Source organism: Streptomyces sp. BYX5S (genome assembly GCF_054724165.1).
On record NZ_CM138829.1, the window covers coordinates 6244565 to 6260118 of the forward strand.

The window sequence follows — 15554 nt, forward strand, 5'->3', positions numbered from 1 at the left end:
TCGAGTTGCCCAGCCCCTACCGCGCCATTTTCGCCCTGCCCGGCACCAAGAGCTTCTCCACGGCCGGGTTCCTCGGCCGGATGCCCCTGTCCATGATGGGCATCGGCATCGTCACGATGATCTCCCAGCTGACCGGGCGCTACGGACTCGCGGGCGGCCTGTCCGCGACGGTGGCGCTCTCCGCCGCCCTGCTCGGACCGCAGATCTCCCGCCTCGTCGACCGGCACGGGCAGCGCCGGGTGCTGCGCCCGGCCACGCTGGTCTCGCTCGTCGCGGTCGGCGCCCTGCTGCTGTGCGCGAAGTACGAGGCGCCGGACTGGACGCTCTTCGTGTGCGCGGCGCTCGTCGGCTGCGTGCCGAGCGTGGGCTCCATGATCCGGGCGCGCTGGGCGGCCCTCTACCAGGACGTGCCGCGGGTGCTGCACACCGCGTACTCCTTCGAGTCCGTGATCGACGAGGTGTGCTTCATCTTCGGGCCGATCATCTCGATCGGGCTGTCCACGGTGTGGTTCCCGGAGGCGGGTCCCCTCCTGGCGGGCTGTTTCCTCGCGGTCGGCGTCTTCTGGCTGACCGCGCAGCGGGCCACCGAACCGGCACCGCACCCGCGTGAGCACCACACCCGCGGTTCGGCGCTCCGCGCGCGCGGGTTGCAGGTCCTGGTCGCGACCTTCGTCGCCACGGGAGCGATCTTCGGCTCGATCGACGTGGTCACGGTGGCCTACGCCGAGGAGCTCGGGCACAAGTCGATGGCCAGTGTCGTGCTCGCCGTGTACGCCGCGGGTTCCTGTCTCGCGGGCGCCCTGTTCGGCCTGTTGCACTTCAAGGGGGCACCCGCTCGCAGGTGGCTGGTGGGTGTCGTCACGATGGCCGTGAGTATGATCCCCCTCCAACTGGTCGGGAACCTGCCACTCCTGGCCGTGGCGCTCTTCGTCGCGGGCCTTTCCGTCGCACCGACGATGATCACGACGATGGCCCTCGTCGAGCAGCACGTACCTCGCGCGAAGCTGACCGAGGGCATGACCTGGGTGAGCACCGGACTCTCGGTCGGCGTCGCGCTCGGCTCCTCCGTGGCCGGCTGGGTGATCGACGCCGCCGGGGCGGGGGCCGGGTACGCGGTGCCGGGAGTCTCCGGAGCCGTCGCGGTCCTCGTCGGGCTCCTGGGCCACCGCCGGCTGAAGCGGCCGGTTCCGCAGCGGGGAGGAAGCACCGATGAGCAGGGCACTGAGGGGCACGCCGGGCGCGCAGACGGGCAGCCGGAGGACCGGCGAAGCCTGGCGTAACTGGGCGGGGAACGTCACCTCACGCCCCGCGCGCGAGGTGATGCCCGCCTCCGTCGAGGAGCTGACCGCGGCGGTGCGCGACGCCGCGGCGGACGGCCTGAAGGTGAAGGCCGTCGGCTCGGGCCACTCCTTCACGGCGGCCGCGGCGACCGACGGGGTGTTGATACGCCCTCAACTGTTGACCGGGATCCGCCACATCGACCGGGAGAACGGGACGGTCACGGTCGAGGCCGGCACTCCGCTCAAGCGACTCAACCTGGCCCTGGCCCGCGAGGGCCTGTCGCTCACGAACATGGGCGACATCATGGAGCAGACGGTCTCGGGCGCCACCAGCACCGGCACCCACGGCACGGGCCGCGACTCCGCCTCGATCGCCGCGCAGATCAAGGGGCTCGAACTGGTCACCGCCGACGGCGGCCTGCTCACCTGTTCCGAGAAGGAGAACCCCGAGGTCTTCGCGGCCGCCCGGATCGGCCTCGGCGCCCTGGGCATCGTCACGGCCATCACCTTCGCCGTGGAGCCGCTCTTCCTGCTCTCCGCGCGCGAGGAGCCGATGAGCCTGGAGCGGGTGCTCATGGAGTTCGACGAGTTGCACGCCGAGAACGAGCACTTCGAGTTCTACTGGTTCCCGCACACCGGCAACTGCAACACCAAGCGCAACAACCGCAGCGCGGGCCCCGAGGCCCCGGTCCCGAAGCTCAGCGGCTTCCTTGAGGACGAGGTGCTCTCCAACGGCCTCTTCCAGGTGGTCAATTCGATCGGCCGCGCCGTGCCCGGCACGATCCCCACCATCGCCAAGATCTCCAGCAAGGCGCTGTCGGCCCGGACATACACCGACATCCCCTACAAGGTCTTCACATCGCCGCGCCGCGTGCGCTTCGTGGAGATGGAGTACGCGGTTCCGCGCGCGGCCCTGGTGGACACGCTGCGGGAGCTGAAGGCCATGGTCGACCGCTCACGGCTGCGGATCAGCTTCCCCGTGGAGGTCCGCACCGCTCCGGCCGACGACATCGCCCTGTCCACGGCCTCGGACCGCGACTCCGCGTACGTCGCCGTGCACATGTACAAGGGCACACCGTTCCACCGGTACTTCACCGCGGCGGAGCGGATCTTCACCGCCCATGAGGGGCGTCCGCACTGGGGCAAGATGCACACGCGCGACGCCGAGTACTTCGCGCGCGTGTACCCGCGCTTCGAGGAGTTCACGGCGCTGCGCGACCGCCTCGACCCGGACCGCGTGTTCGGCAACGCCTATCTGCGGCGGGTTCTCGGCGACTGACGCGGAGAAGCCGCCGCCCGGAAGGCGGCGGCTTCCCCTCGGGGGCGACCGGTCACTCCGACTGCTGAAGGGTGTCCGAGCCCTGCGTGGGAGCGGTCGTCGGGTTGGCACTGCTGCCCGAATCGGAGTCCGAGCCGCTGCCGGAGTCCGAGTCCGAACCGGAGTCGGACCCGCTGTCGGAGCCGCTGTCCGAGCCGGAATCGGAATCCGAGTCCGAACCGGAGTCGGAGGACCCGCTGTCCGAACCGGAGTCCGAACCCGTGCCGCTGCTCTCCCCCGTCGACGGGGTGGCGCTCGGGTCCGGGGTGGTGGTGCTCGAGTCGTCGTTCTGCTGCGTACCGGAGTCCGAACCGGTGCTGCTGCTGTCGGACGGCGTCGGTGTGGTGTCGCCCGAGGTGGTGCCGCTGCCGGACGAGCTCCTGCCCTTGAAGGCGTCACCGATGGTGGTTCCGCCGCCGCTGCCGCCGAAGGTGTGGCCCGAGACCAGTTCGTAGGTGGTGATGCCGCACATGGTGACGCCGAACACAAGGGCCGCGGCGATCAGCGGCCGCTTCCAGCTCTTGATGCGCGAGCGGTGCACGGTGCCCTCGGTGAACTCGTCGCTGACGTCCAGGTCGGAACCGGCCCCGGGCTCGGCGGGCCCGTCGTCCGGGACGCGCAGCACGCGCGTGGCCTCGTCGACCGTCTCGGGCCTGATCAGCTGGGTCTTCTCGGGGTCGGCCGCGGTCGTCGCGGCGGCGGCGCCCAGCAGTTGCGTCCTGTCGGTGTCCTCGTCGGGCAGCAGGTCGGCCACCGCGCCCGTGTCGAGCAGGTGCGTCCCGTCGGTCGCGGAGACCTGCGGCAGCGCCGTGGTCTCCTCGGCGTCCGGCGCCGGAGCGCTCGGCATGCCCCAGGTCGTGGTGGTCGGCAGCACCTTGACGGTGGGCGGCGCCGCGGACGGCTCGTCGCTCGTGCCCGCGGAACGAGTGGCGCCCATCTGCCGCGTGTGACTCGTGGTGTCCATGGAGCTCGTGGCATCCATCGAGGAGTCGGAGCGGAACGTCCGGGGCACCGGGGTGCCCTGCGCCGTCATCGGCACGTGCCGGGCCTTCCCCTTCGGCACCCGGACGTCGCGTATCTGCTCGCCGGTACGCCTGAAGAAGTGCTGGAAGAGCGTGCCGCCGCACGTCGCGAGGGCGCTGACCACGCCGGCACCGAGGATCGTCCCGTAGACACCGAGGCCCGAGGCGAGCTTCGCGGCCACGACGGCGGCGACCGCGCTGCCGGCCACCTGGGGCACGCTCAGATCCAGCCGCTTCTCCTTGGGCTCGTCCTCTGTGTCCTCGGAGATTTCCGGCTTCTTGCCCATGTTCAGACCTTGTCTACCTTTCTCGACATAACCACCCAGACGCAGCGAAGTGCTCAAGAGTAAGCGAACTCCCTGTGTCCCACGAGAAAGGACGTTTAGGGGGGAGGCTTCAGTTCCGATTACGTGTTTTTCGTGAAGCACGACACGCGAAGCCCACACATTTCAGACGAAGGCCGGGAGCCCGCGACCTCAACTGCCGCGCCCCTGGACAACTTCGGCGGCGCGGCGATCCACGCAAGTGGCCCGAATGGAGTACTGTTGCGAGCCCTGGGTCCGGTCTCCCGCCAGGGTGCTCGGGTCCTGCCAGGACCGTGGGGAGGGGGTTCGCTGCACAGGGTGACGAAGTCTGTCACTTAGCGTTGCGAATAGATAACCGTGCCATAACGGCGATCCAGGGCCCATGCCCGACACGCCGGGCAACTCGGCAAGGTTGTGGCAGGCTGCACCCGGGCAGGCCACACTCGACTAGCGGAAGCAGCGACGCACGTGACGTCGGCAGGCACCACCCGGGAGGTCCCCATGCCCGAACTGCGTGTCGTGGCCGTCTCTAACGACGGCACACGGCTGGTGCTGAAGGCTGCGGACAGCACGGAGTACACGCTGCCGATCGACGAGCGCCTCCGGGCCGCCGTACGAGGCGACCGTCCGCGTCTCGGCCAGATCGAGATCGAGGTGGAGAGCCACCTCCGCCCACGCGACATCCAAGCGCGCATACGGGCCGGCGCGACCGCGGAAGAGGTCGCGCAGTTCGCCGGCATCCCGGTCGACCGGGTGCGCCGCTTCGAGGGCCCCGTGCTCGCGGAGCGCGCCTTCATGGCGGAGCGCGCCAGGAAGACCCCCGTGCGCCGCCCCGGCGAGAACGCAGGCCCTCAGCTCGGAGAGGCCGTGCAGGAGCGCCTGCTGTTGCGCGGCGCCGACAAGGACACGGTCCAGTGGGACTCCTGGCGCCGCGACGACGGCACCTGGGAAGTCCTGCTCGTCTACCGGGTCGCGACCGAACCGCACTCGGCGAGCTGGACATACGACCCGCCCCGCAGGCTCGTCCAGGCCGTGGACGACGAGGCACGTTCGCTCATCGGCGAGTCCGACGACATCGGCACGCCCGAGCCCACGTTCCCGTTCGTGCCGCGCATCGCCCGGCTGCCCCGGGACCGCCCGCTCGACCGGGCCCTGGACCGGCAGCTGGAGCGTCCGGCCGCGCCCCTGGAGCCGGACACCGAGGAGAACGAACTGCCGGCGATCGCCTCCGCCTCGTCGGAGCGCGACTCGCTGACCAGCCTCTTGGAGGCCGTGCCCAGCTACCGCGGCGACCTCGCCGTGCCCGAGCGCCCCTCGGCGGCTCCCGAGCCGCCGCAGGAGGAGCCCGAGCCGCCCGCGGCCGTAGAGGTGGAGGAGCCGCCGGCGCCCGCCGCCTCGGCCGGAGCCGGATCGGCGTACGCGGACGTCCTGATGCCGCGCTCCGTCGCAGGTCATCGCGACCGCCTGACCGGCACCACCGACCGCCAGGCGGAGGCCGACGGGGTCCGCCCGGGTCGCCGCGCGGCCGTACCGAGCTGGGACGAGATCGTCTTCGGTACGCGCCGCAAGAAGCAGGAGTAGCGAGGGCTAGGACGCCCCTCCCGCGAGGGCCGCGCGTCTTCTCATACGGGTGAGGGGCCCGCGCCGTTCAGTCGGCGCGGGCCCCTCACCCGTGGGTACGGCTACTGCGGGTCCGGACCCGTCGCCACCGGGCGCGACGCGTCCGCGGACCACTGGGACCACGAGCCCACATAGAGCTGCGCGTCGAAACCGGCCACGGCGAGCGCCAGGATCTCGTGCGCGGCCGAGACCCCCGAGCCGCAGTAGACGCCGACGCGGCCCGGATCGCCGCTCACGCCAAGGGACTTGAAGCGCTCGGCCAGTTCGGCGGCCGGGCGGAAGCGGCCGTCCTCGCCGACGTTCTCGTTGGTCGGGGCGGACACCGCACCGGGGATGTGGCCGCCGACCCGGTCGATGGGCTCCACGTCACCGCGGTAGCGCTCGGCGGCGCGCGCGTCCAGAAGCAGCCCGGACCGGGCGAGCGCCGCGGCCGCGTCCGCGTCGAGCACCCCGGTGGCACTGGGTGCAGGCTCGAAGGTGCCCGGCTCCGGCGTCGGAACCGTCGTCTCCAGCGGGCCCTCCCACGCGGCGAGTCCGCCGTCGAGAACCCGCACGGACGGGTGACCCGTCCAGCGCAGCAACCACCACGCGCGCGCCGCGGCCCAGCCCTGCCCGCCGTCGTACACGACGACGTCCCGGTCCGCCGAGACCCCGGCCGCGCGCATCGCGGCGCCGAAGACGGTGAGGTCCGGCAGCGGGTGCCTGCCCTCACCGGGACCGGCGTGACCGGCGAGTTCCGAGTCCAGGTCGACGTAGACCGCGCCCGGCACATGGCCCGCCGCGTACTCGGCACGGCCGTCGAAGGCGGGTGCGCCCGCGGCCTGGGCGACGCTGAGCTGCCAGCGGACGTCGAGCAGCACGGGAAGACGCTCCCCTGCCAACTCGCTCGCGAGTTCGGATGCGGAGATGATGGCATTCATGGGCCCCATCCTTGCTCATGCTCTGGCCCGCGCGCCCATGGTCGTATAGCGTGCTCGATCGACTACCGAGCGTCTATTGACCGGACATGGCCGGGTCGGGGCGCCGCACCACGTGCGACACGGCGTTCCGGGTATCCGCGGCGAGGTATCGGCCGGTTTCGGCGCGGCCGAGGAGCGCCGTGCGGCACCGAGTGCCACCATCAGGAGGGGCACCGAGTGACGTGGGTACCCGCGCCGTGGGACCGAGGGTTTCTTTCGAGGAGAGAGTGACGATGACCGAGGCAGCAGCCCGGCGCGCACCGGGCACCCCCTGCTGGGTGAGCCTGATGGTGCACGACATGGCCGCCACCCAGGAGTTCTACGGGGCGCTCTTCGGCTGGGAGTTCCGGCCCGGCCCGCAACAACTCGGGCCGTACGTACGGGCGCTCCTGAACGGCATGGAGGTCGCGGGCATCGGCCGGCTGCCCGCCGAGCGCCACCTGCCGGTCGCCTGGACCCCCTATCTGGCCTCCGACGACGTGGACGCGACGGCGGAGACCGTGCGGCACTGCGGCGGCACGGTGGGCGTCGGCCCGCTGGACGCCGGGGAGGCCGGGCGGATGGCGATCGGCTCCGACCCGTCGGGCGCGGTGTTCGGCCTGTGGCAGGCCGCCGGGCACGCGGGCACGGCGGTGACCGGGGTGCCGGGCGCGATGGCGTGGAACGAACTGGTGACACGGGAGACGGCGAGCGTCGCCAAGTTCTACCAGGCCGTCTTCGACTACACCGAAGAGGCCGTCGTCTCCGCCGACTTCGACTTCCTCACCCTGCACCTGGAGGGCGCCCCCGTCGCCTCCGTGCACGGCGTCGGGCACGCCCTGCCCCGCGACCAGGGGCCGCACTGGATGACGTACTTCGAGGTCGCGGACGTGGACGAGGCGGTGGAGCGGGTCGCCGACCTCGGCGGTCATGTGATCAAGCCCGCGCGCGAGGGGTCGCACGGGCGGGTGGCCATGGTGGCGGACCCGGAGGGCGCGGAGTTCTCGCTGCTGACGTCGCGAGCCGTGTAGCGCCCCCGCCCGGTCGGCCCTCGGTCAGGCCGAGCCGACCGGCAGGACGTCCGGGGAGAGCGCGGCCGCGTGGGCCGTGGCGCTCGTCATCCGCCTGCGGTGGTGGCGCCGGCACAGCACCTCGTAGCCGATCTCGTCGGCCGACCGGTTCACGTCGCCGACCACGACCTGGGCGCCCTCGACGACCATCGCGCCGTTGACGGTCCGGGCGTTGTGCGTGGCGCGGGCGCCGCACCAGCACAGCGCCTCCACCTGCAACACCTCGACGCGGTCGGCGAGTTCGACGAGGCGCTGCGAGCCGGGGAACAGCTTGGAGCGGAAGTCGGTCGTGATCCCGAAGGCGAAGACCTCGAGCTCCAGCTCGTCGACGACGCGGGCGAGCTGGTCGATCTGCTCGGGCGCGAGGAACTGCGCCTCGTCCGCGATCAGGTAGTCGACCTTGCCGCCCTGCGAGAGGTGCTCGACCACGTACGCGTACACGTCCAGGTCGTCCGCGACCTCCACGGCGTCCGTGACGAGGCCGAGGCGGGAGGAGAGCTTGCCCTCCCCCGCCCGGTCGTCGCGGGTGAAGATGAGGCCCTGGAGACCGCGCGCCGAGCGGTTGTGCTCGATCTGCAGAGCGAGAGTCGACTTCCCACAGTCCATCGTTCCGGAGAAGAACACCAGCTCGGGCATGGGGAGTCGAGCACCTTTCGAGGGGGACGCGGTGGAGGGCGGGCGGGGCACGGCGCGGGCGGTCAGGACCGCACTTCGAGCAGCGGTACGTGCTGCTCCGCCGGGGTCATCGAGCCGTGGTTGCCGACCATCAGGGATTCCTTCGGCTCGGTCTGTGAGGCGATGATCAGGACGTCGTCCCGGGCGGCGGCGATCACGTCGCCGAGCCGGTCGTACACCCGCTGGTCGACCTGCGGACCGAACCAGCCGGCCGCGATCGCCTCGTCGCGCGAGGCGATCCAGAACTGCTCGCCGAGGACCTCGCGCCAGACCGTGAGCACGTCGCCCGCCGCGCCCGGCACCGCGTACACATGGCGTGCGCGGCCCTCGCCGCCCAACAGGGCGACGCCCGCGCCCAGTTCCCAGTCCTCGTCGAAGTCGATGCGGGACTGCTCGTCGAAGGGGATGTCGACCATGCCGTGGTCGGCGGTGACGTACAGGGCGCTGCGCGGCGGCAGTTGCTCGGCGAGGCGCTGCGCGAGCCGGTCGACGTACATGAGCTGGCCGCGCCAGGCGTCGGAGTCGACGCCGAAGCGGTGCCCCTTGCCGTCGACCTCGCTGTAGTACGTGTAGACCAACGAGCGGTCCCCCGCGGCCAGTTGCTCGGCGGCCAGGTCCATGCGGTCCTCGCCGGAGAGGCGGCCGAAGAAGGTGCCGCCGCTGAGGGCGATCTTGGTGAGGGGCGTCGACTCGAAGGCGGGGGCCGAGACCTGCGCGGTGTGCACACCCGCCTCATGGGCGCGCTGGAAGATCGTGGGGTACGGCTGCCAGGTCTTCGGCTTCGTCCACGGGTTCCAGCGGAGCTGGTTCATCAGCTCGCCGGTGGCCGGGTTGCGCACCGTGTAGCCGGGCAGGCCGTGGGCGCCGGGGGGCAGCCCGGTGCCGACGGAGGCGAGGGAGGTCGCGGTGGTGGCCGGGTAGCCCGCGGTGATGGGGCGGCCGGTGCCGCCGCGCGAGGACGGTATGAGCGAGCTGAGGAACGGGGCCTCGTCGGGGTGCGCCTTGAGCTGCTCCCAGCCCAGGCCGTCGATCAGGAAGACACAGGCCCGGTCGACCGCCCGCAGTTCCGGGATTCCGGCGGTGCAGCCGGGGACGCCGAGGTGGGCGCCGAGGGTGGGCAGCAGGTCGGCGAGGGATCCGGTGCCGTACGCCGGGACGGGAGCGGTGTGGACGGGCAGCGGCTCTACGTCGTCCCAGGCGGCCTGCGTCATCGGCGTCCCGCGTCCGCGATGGCCTCGGAGAGGGACTGGGCGAACGTGAGGGCCTGGCGCACGGTCTCCGGGCCGTCCCCGGCCTCGCTGACGCGCAGGCTCAGGTCGTCGGCCGTCGTGTTGCCCGTGTAGCCGTGGTCCGCCTCGCAGTTGGGGTCGCCGCAGCTCGCGGGCTCCAGGTCGATGCGGGAGACGGCGCCCCAGCCGATGGTGAGGACGACCTCGCGGGGCAGCGCGCCCGGAACGTACTTCTCCGGGTTGGCGACGACGCGGCTGAGGACGACCGAGGAGATCCGGCCGATCTGCACGGACTCCGTGGACGTCGTCGCGTACGGCGTCGGGGACGTGCTGTCGGCCGCCTGCTCGTCCGTGTGGCTGACGATGAAGCGGCTGTCGGTCAGGACCAGGACCGTGACGTGCCGACGGACCTCGTTCGCGTCGAACGTGGTCTCCTGGTGCACCAGATACGACGAGATCGGCTCGCCGCCGACCGCGGCCTCCACGGCCTCGGCCACGAGAGCCGGGTAGTAGCCGCTGCGCTCGATCGCCGTCCGCAGCCCTTGGGTCGTCGTACTGGTCTTGGCCATGGGGTCCATCCTAAGGCCCGGAAAGAGACTCCCGTTGCTCCTGTGGATAACTCTCCGTGAGCGCCTGTGACGAGGCGATTCTCAGTACGCGGCGGGCAGGGTGCGCGGTCCGAGGTCGTCCCGCGCGGGCGGCGGGGCGAGCCGGACGGAGGCGCCGAGGACGGTCAGGCCGTGCTCCGCCACGACGACCGGTTCGAGGGCCACGCCGACCACCTCGGGGTGGTCGTCGACCAGGCACGACACCCGCTGGAGCAGTTCCTCCAGCGCGGGCGTGTCGACGGGGGCGGCGCCGCGCCAGCCGAACAGGATCGGGGAGGTTTTGATCGACCGCACGATCCCCTGCGCGTCCTTGTCGGTCACCGGGATCAGCCGGTGCGCCGTGTCGCCGAGCAGTTCGGAGGCGGCTCCGGCGAGACCGAAGGAGAGCACCGCGCCCGCGGCCGGGTCGATGACGGCCCGTACGACGGTGTCGACTCCGCGCGGCGCCATCGACTGCACGACCGGCCGCAGTTCGGCGGGGCGGCCGAGCCGCGCGGTCAGGTCCTCGTAGGCGCGCCGCAGCTCCCCCTCACCGGACACGTCCAGGCGTACGCCGCCGAGGTCGGGGCGGTGCCGCAGATGCGGGGCCGTCGTCTTCAGGGCCACGGGGTAGCCGAGGGTGCGCGCGGCCTCGGCGGCCTCGTCCGTGTCGCGCGCGGGCAGCGTGCGCCGTACGTCGATGCCGTACCGGGACAGCAGCGCGCGGGCGTCGTCGGGGGCGAGGTCGACGCCCTTGGGGTCGCTGTGCTTGGCGAGCAGTTCCTGGATGAGGTCGGCGGCGCCCTGCTCGTCGATGGCGTCGTACTCGGGGACCTTGCCGGGCTCGGCCGCGTCGCGCCGCCACTGGGCGTACTTGGCGACCTGGGAGAGGGCGCGGACGGCGCGCTCGGCGGCCGGGTAGGCGGGGATGAGGCGCGGGGGGCGGTCCGACGGGGCACCGCCTTCGAGGGTCTCGGGGGTGGCGGACGGCTCGGGGGCGCGCTGGAGTGGGGTGTCCGGCGCGTTGGGTCCCGTGCTCACCGCGGCGGAGAGCGCTTCGGCGAGGCCGCCGAGTTCGACGTGGACGACCAGCACCGGCTTGGTGGGGCCGGTGGCGGCGGCCGTGCTCAGGGCGGCCGCGAGTTCCGCGTCCTCCGAGGGGCCCTCGCCGACGGCGGGGATCGCGGTGACCACGACGGCGTCCGTCCCGTCGTCCGCCAGGGCCTGCTCCAGCGCGCCCCGGAAGTCGGCCGCGGAGGCGGCGGTCGTGAGGTCCAGGGGCGTCTTGGGGCGCAGCCCTTCGGAGAGGCACACGTCGTAGGTGAGCAGGCCCAGCGACTCCGAGTTGCCCAGGATCGCGACGCGGGGTCCCGCGGGCAGCGGCTGGCGGGCCAACAGAAGTCCGGTGTCGACGAGTTCGGTGATCGTGTCGACGCGGATGACACCCGCTTGACGCAGCAGCGCGGAAACGGTCGCGTACGGGAGGCGGGTGGCCCGCACCGCGTGCCCGGTGGGCGCGATGCCGCTGTGCCGGGCGCCCTGCACGACCACGAGGGGCTTGGCGGCGGCGGTGCGGCGGGCGAGGCGCGTGAACTTGCGCGGGTTGCCGATCGATTCGAGGTACATGAGGGCGACGTCGGTGTCCGGGTCGTCGTACCAGTACTGAAGGACGTCGTTGCCGGAGACGTCCGCGCGGTTGCCCGCCGAGACGAACGTGGAGACTCCGCTGGCCCCGGTCACTCCCCCGCCCCTGCGGTGCAGCCGGGACAGCAGGGCGATGCCGATGGCGCCGGACTGGGCGAACAGACCGATGCGGCCTGGGCGCGGCATCTCGGGGGCGAGCGAGGCGTTGAGCCGGACTTCCGGTGACGTGTTGACGACCCCGAACGCGTTCGGCCCCACGATGCGCATGCCGTAGCTGCGCGCCTGGCGGACCAGGGCGCGCTGGCGCTCGCGGCCCTCGGTACCGCTCTCGGCGTAGCCGGCGGAGACCACGACGAAGCCCTGCACGCCGCGCTCGCCGCACTCGGCGACGACCTCGGGGACCTGCGGGGCGGGCACGGCGACGACGGCCAGGTCGACCGGTTCGGCCGGGGCGATGTCGCGTACGGAGCGGTGAGCGGGTACGCCGTCGATCTCGGTGACGTCGTCCCCGAACGCCTGGTTCACCGCGTACAGGCGGCCGGTGAAACCGGCGTCCTTCAGGTTGTCGAGAACGCTGCGGCCCACTCCTCCGGCGGCACGCCCGACGCCGATCACGGCGACGGAGCCGGGGGCGAGGAGGCGCTGCACGGAGCGGGCCTCGGCGCGCTGCTCGCGCGCGTGCTGCACCGCGAGCGAGGCCTCGGTGGGCTCGATGTCGAACTCCAGGCGGACCACGCCGTCCTCGAAGCTGCGCTTCTGGGTGTACCCGGCGTCCCGGAACACCTTGATCATCTTGGTGTTGGCGGGCAGCACCTCGGCCGCGAAGCGGCGGATGCCGCGCTCCCGGGCGACGGCCGCGATGTGCTCCAGGAGGGCGGAGGCGACGCCGCGGCCCTGGTGGGCGTCCTGCACGAGGAAGGCGACCTCCGCCTCGTCGGCGGGGGCGGTGGCGGGCATGCCCTGCGCGTTGATCCGGTCGTAGCGCACCGTCGCGATGAACTCGCCGCCCACGGTGGCGGCGAGGCCGACCCGGTCCACGTAGTCGTGATGGGTGAAGCGGTGCACGTCCTTCGCGGACAGCCGGGGGTAGGGCGCGAAGAAGCGGTAGTACTTCGACTCGTCCGAGACCTGCTCGTAGAAGCTGGTCAGGTGCTCGGCGTCCGCGGTCGTGATGGGCCTGATCCGCGCGGTGCCGCCGTCGCGCAGCACTACGTCGGCCTCCCAGTGGGCGGGGTACGCGTGGCGGTCCGACGGGGTCTCCATGTCGCAAGCGTAGGGCCGGGCACCGACAGACGGAGCCCTGTCGTACAGGTCGCGGCCCGTGCGTACGGAGGGCACGCTATGGAGGACCGAAGGGCCGTGCCGGTGAGGACCTGGGTCCGCGTCACGCACGCGCCCCGGTATGGAACACTGGTCTAGACAACCGTGAGACACCTGAAGGGCAGCATCACATGGCTGAGCGCCGCGTCAACGTCGGCTGGGCCGAGGGCCTCCACGCCCGCCCCGCTTCCATCTTCGTCCGCGCTGCCACGGCCGCCGGCGTTCCCGTGACGATCGCCAAGGCCGACGGCAACCCCGTCAACGCCGCCTCCATGCTGGCCGTGCTGGGCCTGGGCGCCCAGGGCGGCGAGGAGATCGTGCTGGCCTCCGACGCCGAGGGCGCGGACGCCGCGCTCGACCGTCTGGCCAAGCTGGTCGCCGAGGGCCTCGAGGAGCTTCCCGAGACCGTCTGACCCACAGACGTACAAGCAGTACGGCGAAGCCGCGCGTCCCTTTCAGGGGTGCGCGGCTTTTTCGTTTGCCCTGCCCCCGCGGACAGAATTCCGGCGCGCCGAAGTCACCCCGTAAGGCCACTCATTAATTCACGGCGAATTGGGCAGCGGAAATGAATCCGCGACCCGTCGTCGAATAGCTCACTTCTTTGTATACGGCTCCGCTGTTAAACCTGGGGCCCCACCGTGTTGACTGCATGTTGCGAAGTCCTCACACGCTCGCCCGCGCGGGGGACGCGCAGCCGGTGGGCGGCCGTCGCCCGCTCCGTGTGCAGGGCGGCGAGGGCGCGGGCGCGCTCCGCGTCGCCACGCGCCACCGCGTCGACGATGGCGCCGTGCTCGGCCCAGGACTCGGCGGGCTGGGCGGGGCTCTCCACGGCGTACATCCAGGCGATCTTGTGGCGCAGCTGGGTGAGCAGGGTGATCAGGCCGGGGCTGCCGGAGGCCTGCGCGAGCGTCTCGTGGAACCAGCTGCCCAGGCTGCGCAGATCCTCGCTCTGACCTCGCCTGGAGCGCTCCTGACCCAGCCTGACCAGGCCGCGCAGGACCTTGAGGTGGGCCTCGGTGCGACGCTGCGCGGCGCGGGCGGCGCCCATGGGCTCCAGCAGCATGCGGATCTCCAGGAGGTCGGCCGCCTCCTGCTCGGTGGGTTCGGCCACGCACGCGCCCGCGTGCCTGCGCGTGACGACGAAACCCTCCGCCTCCAGGGTGCGCAGCGCCTCGCGCACGGGCACGCGGGAGACCCCGTAGCGGCGCGCGAGCAGCTCCTCGGTGAGCCTGCCGCCGCGCTCGTAGACCCCGGCGACGATGTCGTCGCGGATCGCCGTGCATACCGAGTGCGCGGGAATGCGCATGAGTCGACCTCCGCCTTAATCCCCGCGAAACGCGGTCGATTGACGCCCCTGCAAGCGCGAATGACACGCGGCCGGAACCCTTGGTCAATGACTCTATTCCACCGGACTTGAATTTCCGACGAGAGGGCCGAATCCAGGGATATTTTTTGGACAGTCGGGGTCCGCACACGCGAAAGCCCCGGCTCGGTGAGCCGGGGCTTTCGAGGCGTGTGCCGGGTGGGTCAGACGTTCACACCGTGCTGGCGCAGGTACGCGACGGGGTCGATGTCCGAGCCGTAGTCCGGGCCGGTGCGGGCCTCGAAGTGCAGGTGCGGGCCCGTGACGTTGCCGGTGGCGCCGGAGAGGCCTATCTGCTGGCCGGGGGTGACGCTCTGGCCGACGGAGACGCCGATCGACGACAGGTGGCCGTACTGGGTGTACGTGCCGTCCTTCATCTTGATCACGACGTTGTTGCCGTACGCCCCGCCCCAGCCGGCCTCGACGACGGTGCCCATGCCGACCGCGTGCACCGAGGTGCCGGTGGAGGCGTGGAAGTCGATGCCGGTGTGGCTGCCGGAGGACCACAGGCCGCTGCCGGCCTGGTAGGCGGTGGAGACGTACGAACCGGAGATCGGCGCCACGAAGCTGTTCAGGCGCTTGCGCTCGGCCTCGCGGGCGGCGCGCTCCTTGGCCTCGCGCTCCTTCTCGGCCTTCTCGGCGGCCCGCTTCTTGGCCTCGGCCTCGGCCTTGCGCTTGGCCTCCTCGGCCTTCTTCTTGGCCTCGGCCTCGGCCTTCGCCTTGGCGGCGGCCTTCTCCTGCGCGACGGCCTGGGCGTCGATCTGGTCGGCGAGGGAGTCGCCGATGGCGACGGCCTGCGTGAGGCCGTCGTGCTCGGCCAACGTGGTGTCGGCGGCGAGCGCGGGGGCGGCGAGGCTTCCCACCACACCCGTCGTGGTGAGTGCGGCAACGCCGGCTACCTGTGCGGTGGTACGCGTCAGGCGGCTGGGGCGGCGGTGCTTCCCGGTGGCACGGGTGAACGCCATGAAGTGGCTGGTCCTTTCCTTCCTTCTCGCCTACCGGGTTAGCTGACGGGTTCGGAGCAGGAAGGTCTCCTACGGGCCCCCTCCCCCTGCGGGAAGAGCGCCCGATTCACCCCAGGGACTGCGGTGGGTCCCCGGCTCCCCTGGCTCGCACCATGGGGACTCGGCGATGACTGTCCGGTGTCGCGGGCGCGACGTGCGGCTGGCGGACAGCCGGAGGG

The 15554-nt window shown here is 72.0% G+C and carries 13 protein-coding genes and 1 riboswitch; of the genes, 5 read left to right on the plus strand and 8 right to left on the minus strand.

The genetic code is table 11. From position 1 onward, the window contains the following. The first annotated feature begins 5 nt into the window (after positions 1 to 5). Both ACYBSK_RS28180 and ACYBSK_RS28185 read left to right on the plus strand, forming a co-directional pair. Positions 6 to 1280 carry an MFS transporter gene (locus ACYBSK_RS28180; RefSeq protein WP_457480060.1) on the plus strand — a complete coding sequence of 425 codons (1275 nt, stop codon included), beginning with the start codon at positions 6 to 8 and terminating at the stop codon, positions 1278 to 1280. Continuing rightward, entirely contained in the window at positions 1210 to 2559 is a 1350-nt protein-coding gene (locus ACYBSK_RS28185; protein ID WP_460243808.1) for a D-arabinono-1,4-lactone oxidase, read from the plus strand. Before ACYBSK_RS28180 ends, ACYBSK_RS28185 begins: the two co-directional genes overlap by 71 nt. Before the next feature lie 52 nt (positions 2560 to 2611). Here the strand turns inward: ACYBSK_RS28185 and ACYBSK_RS28190 are convergent, their stop codons facing one another. Beyond that, the gene (locus tag ACYBSK_RS28190; protein WP_460243809.1) at positions 2612 to 3907 is read right to left on the minus strand and encodes a hypothetical protein; all 1296 of its coding nucleotides are present in this window, start codon (positions 3905 to 3907) and stop codon (positions 2612 to 2614) included. 519 nt (positions 3908 to 4426) lie between these two features. On the opposite strand from ACYBSK_RS28190, the gene sepH reads away from it, so the two are divergent. Then, positions 4427 to 5506: a septation protein SepH gene (gene sepH / locus ACYBSK_RS28195; protein ID WP_460243810.1), complete on the plus strand. Its 1080-nt coding sequence runs from the start codon at positions 4427 to 4429 to the stop codon at positions 5504 to 5506. A 101-nt stretch (positions 5507 to 5607) separates the two neighbouring features. Here sepH and ACYBSK_RS28200 read toward each other — a convergent pair whose 3' ends face one another. Then, the gene (locus ACYBSK_RS28200; RefSeq protein WP_460243811.1) at positions 5608 to 6465 is read right to left on the minus strand and encodes a sulfurtransferase; all 858 of its coding nucleotides are present in this window, start codon (positions 6463 to 6465) and stop codon (positions 5608 to 5610) included. A gap of 272 nt (positions 6466 to 6737) precedes the next feature. Here ACYBSK_RS28200 and ACYBSK_RS28205 point away from each other — a divergent pair, with 272 nt between their 5' ends. Continuing rightward, positions 6738 to 7514 carry a VOC family protein gene (locus ACYBSK_RS28205; protein ID WP_460243812.1) on the plus strand — a complete coding sequence of 259 codons (777 nt, stop codon included), beginning with the start codon at positions 6738 to 6740 and terminating at the stop codon, positions 7512 to 7514. Positions 7515 to 7538: 24 nt separating this feature from the next. Here the strand turns inward: ACYBSK_RS28205 and ACYBSK_RS28210 are convergent, their stop codons facing one another. The 4 genes from ACYBSK_RS28210 to ACYBSK_RS28225 all read right to left on the minus strand — a co-directional run bounded on the left by ACYBSK_RS28210 (position 7539) and on the right by ACYBSK_RS28225 (position 12951). Further along, complete coding sequence (locus ACYBSK_RS28210) at positions 7539 to 8189, minus strand: thymidine kinase (protein ID WP_460243813.1); 651 nt, start codon at positions 8187 to 8189, stop codon at positions 7539 to 7541. Positions 8190 to 8251: 62 nt separating this feature from the next. Continuing rightward, positions 8252 to 9439: an alkaline phosphatase family protein gene (locus ACYBSK_RS28215; protein WP_460243814.1), complete on the minus strand. Its 1188-nt coding sequence runs from the start codon at positions 9437 to 9439 to the stop codon at positions 8252 to 8254. Then, positions 9436 to 10035, minus strand: coding sequence for a DUF5998 family protein (locus ACYBSK_RS28220; RefSeq protein ID WP_457480068.1), 600 nt, complete (start codon positions 10033 to 10035; stop codon positions 9436 to 9438). Before ACYBSK_RS28220 ends, ACYBSK_RS28215 begins: the two co-directional genes overlap by 4 nt. A gap of 72 nt (positions 10036 to 10107) precedes the next feature. Beyond that, positions 10108 to 12951 carry a bifunctional acetate--CoA ligase family protein/GNAT family N-acetyltransferase gene (locus ACYBSK_RS28225; protein WP_460243815.1) on the minus strand — a complete coding sequence of 948 codons (2844 nt, stop codon included), beginning with the start codon at positions 12949 to 12951 and terminating at the stop codon, positions 10108 to 10110. A gap of 188 nt (positions 12952 to 13139) precedes the next feature. On the opposite strand from ACYBSK_RS28225, the gene ACYBSK_RS28230 reads away from it, so the two are divergent. Continuing rightward, positions 13140 to 13421, plus strand: a complete 282-nt coding sequence (locus tag ACYBSK_RS28230; protein WP_030021209.1) for an HPr family phosphocarrier protein — start codon at positions 13140 to 13142, stop codon at positions 13419 to 13421. A gap of 206 nt (positions 13422 to 13627) precedes the next feature. Here ACYBSK_RS28230 and ACYBSK_RS28235 read toward each other — a convergent pair whose 3' ends face one another. Both ACYBSK_RS28235 and ACYBSK_RS28240 read right to left on the minus strand, forming a co-directional pair. After that, the gene (locus ACYBSK_RS28235) at positions 13628 to 14314 is read right to left on the minus strand and encodes a GntR family transcriptional regulator (RefSeq protein WP_457480070.1); all 687 of its coding nucleotides are present in this window, start codon (positions 14312 to 14314) and stop codon (positions 13628 to 13630) included. A 221-nt stretch (positions 14315 to 14535) separates the two neighbouring features. Continuing rightward, entirely contained in the window at positions 14536 to 15336 is an 801-nt protein-coding gene (locus tag ACYBSK_RS28240; protein ID WP_457480071.1) for a M23 family metallopeptidase, read from the minus strand. A 13-nt stretch (positions 15337 to 15349) separates the two neighbouring features. After that, a riboswitch (cyclic di-AMP (ydaO/yuaA leader) is annotated at positions 15350 to 15512 on the minus strand. Positions 15513 to 15554 lie beyond the last annotated feature (42 nt).

What these genes read in the sequence shown, in the direction of transcription:
- ACYBSK_RS28185 (WP_460243808.1), top strand. Translation starts at nt 1,210, where the DNA reads ATGAGCAGGGCACTGAGGGGCACGCCGGGCGCGCAGACGGGCAGCCGG.
- ACYBSK_RS28190 (WP_460243809.1), bottom strand. Translation starts at nt 3,907, where the DNA reads ATGGGCAAGAAGCCGGAAATCTCCGAGGACACAGAGGACGAGCCCAAG.
- sepH (WP_460243810.1), top strand. Translation starts at nt 4,427, where the DNA reads ATGCCCGAACTGCGTGTCGTGGCCGTCTCTAACGACGGCACACGGCTG.
- ACYBSK_RS28200 (WP_460243811.1), bottom strand. Translation starts at nt 6,465, where the DNA reads ATGAATGCCATCATCTCCGCATCCGAACTCGCGAGCGAGTTGGCAGGG.
- ACYBSK_RS28205 (WP_460243812.1), top strand. Translation starts at nt 6,738, where the DNA reads ATGACCGAGGCAGCAGCCCGGCGCGCACCGGGCACCCCCTGCTGGGTG.
- ACYBSK_RS28210 (WP_460243813.1), bottom strand. Translation starts at nt 8,189, where the DNA reads ATGCCCGAGCTGGTGTTCTTCTCCGGAACGATGGACTGTGGGAAGTCG.
- ACYBSK_RS28215 (WP_460243814.1), bottom strand. Translation starts at nt 9,439, where the DNA reads ATGACGCAGGCCGCCTGGGACGACGTAGAGCCGCTGCCCGTCCACACC.
- ACYBSK_RS28220 (WP_457480068.1), bottom strand. Translation starts at nt 10,035, where the DNA reads ATGGACCCCATGGCCAAGACCAGTACGACGACCCAAGGGCTGCGGACG.
- ACYBSK_RS28225 (WP_460243815.1), bottom strand. Translation starts at nt 12,951, where the DNA reads ATGGAGACCCCGTCGGACCGCCACGCGTACCCCGCCCACTGGGAGGCC.
- ACYBSK_RS28230 (WP_030021209.1), top strand. Translation starts at nt 13,140, where the DNA reads ATGGCTGAGCGCCGCGTCAACGTCGGCTGGGCCGAGGGCCTCCACGCC.
- ACYBSK_RS28235 (WP_457480070.1), bottom strand. Translation starts at nt 14,314, where the DNA reads ATGCGCATTCCCGCGCACTCGGTATGCACGGCGATCCGCGACGACATC.
- ACYBSK_RS28240 (WP_457480071.1), bottom strand. Translation starts at nt 15,336, where the DNA reads ATGGCGTTCACCCGTGCCACCGGGAAGCACCGCCGCCCCAGCCGCCTG.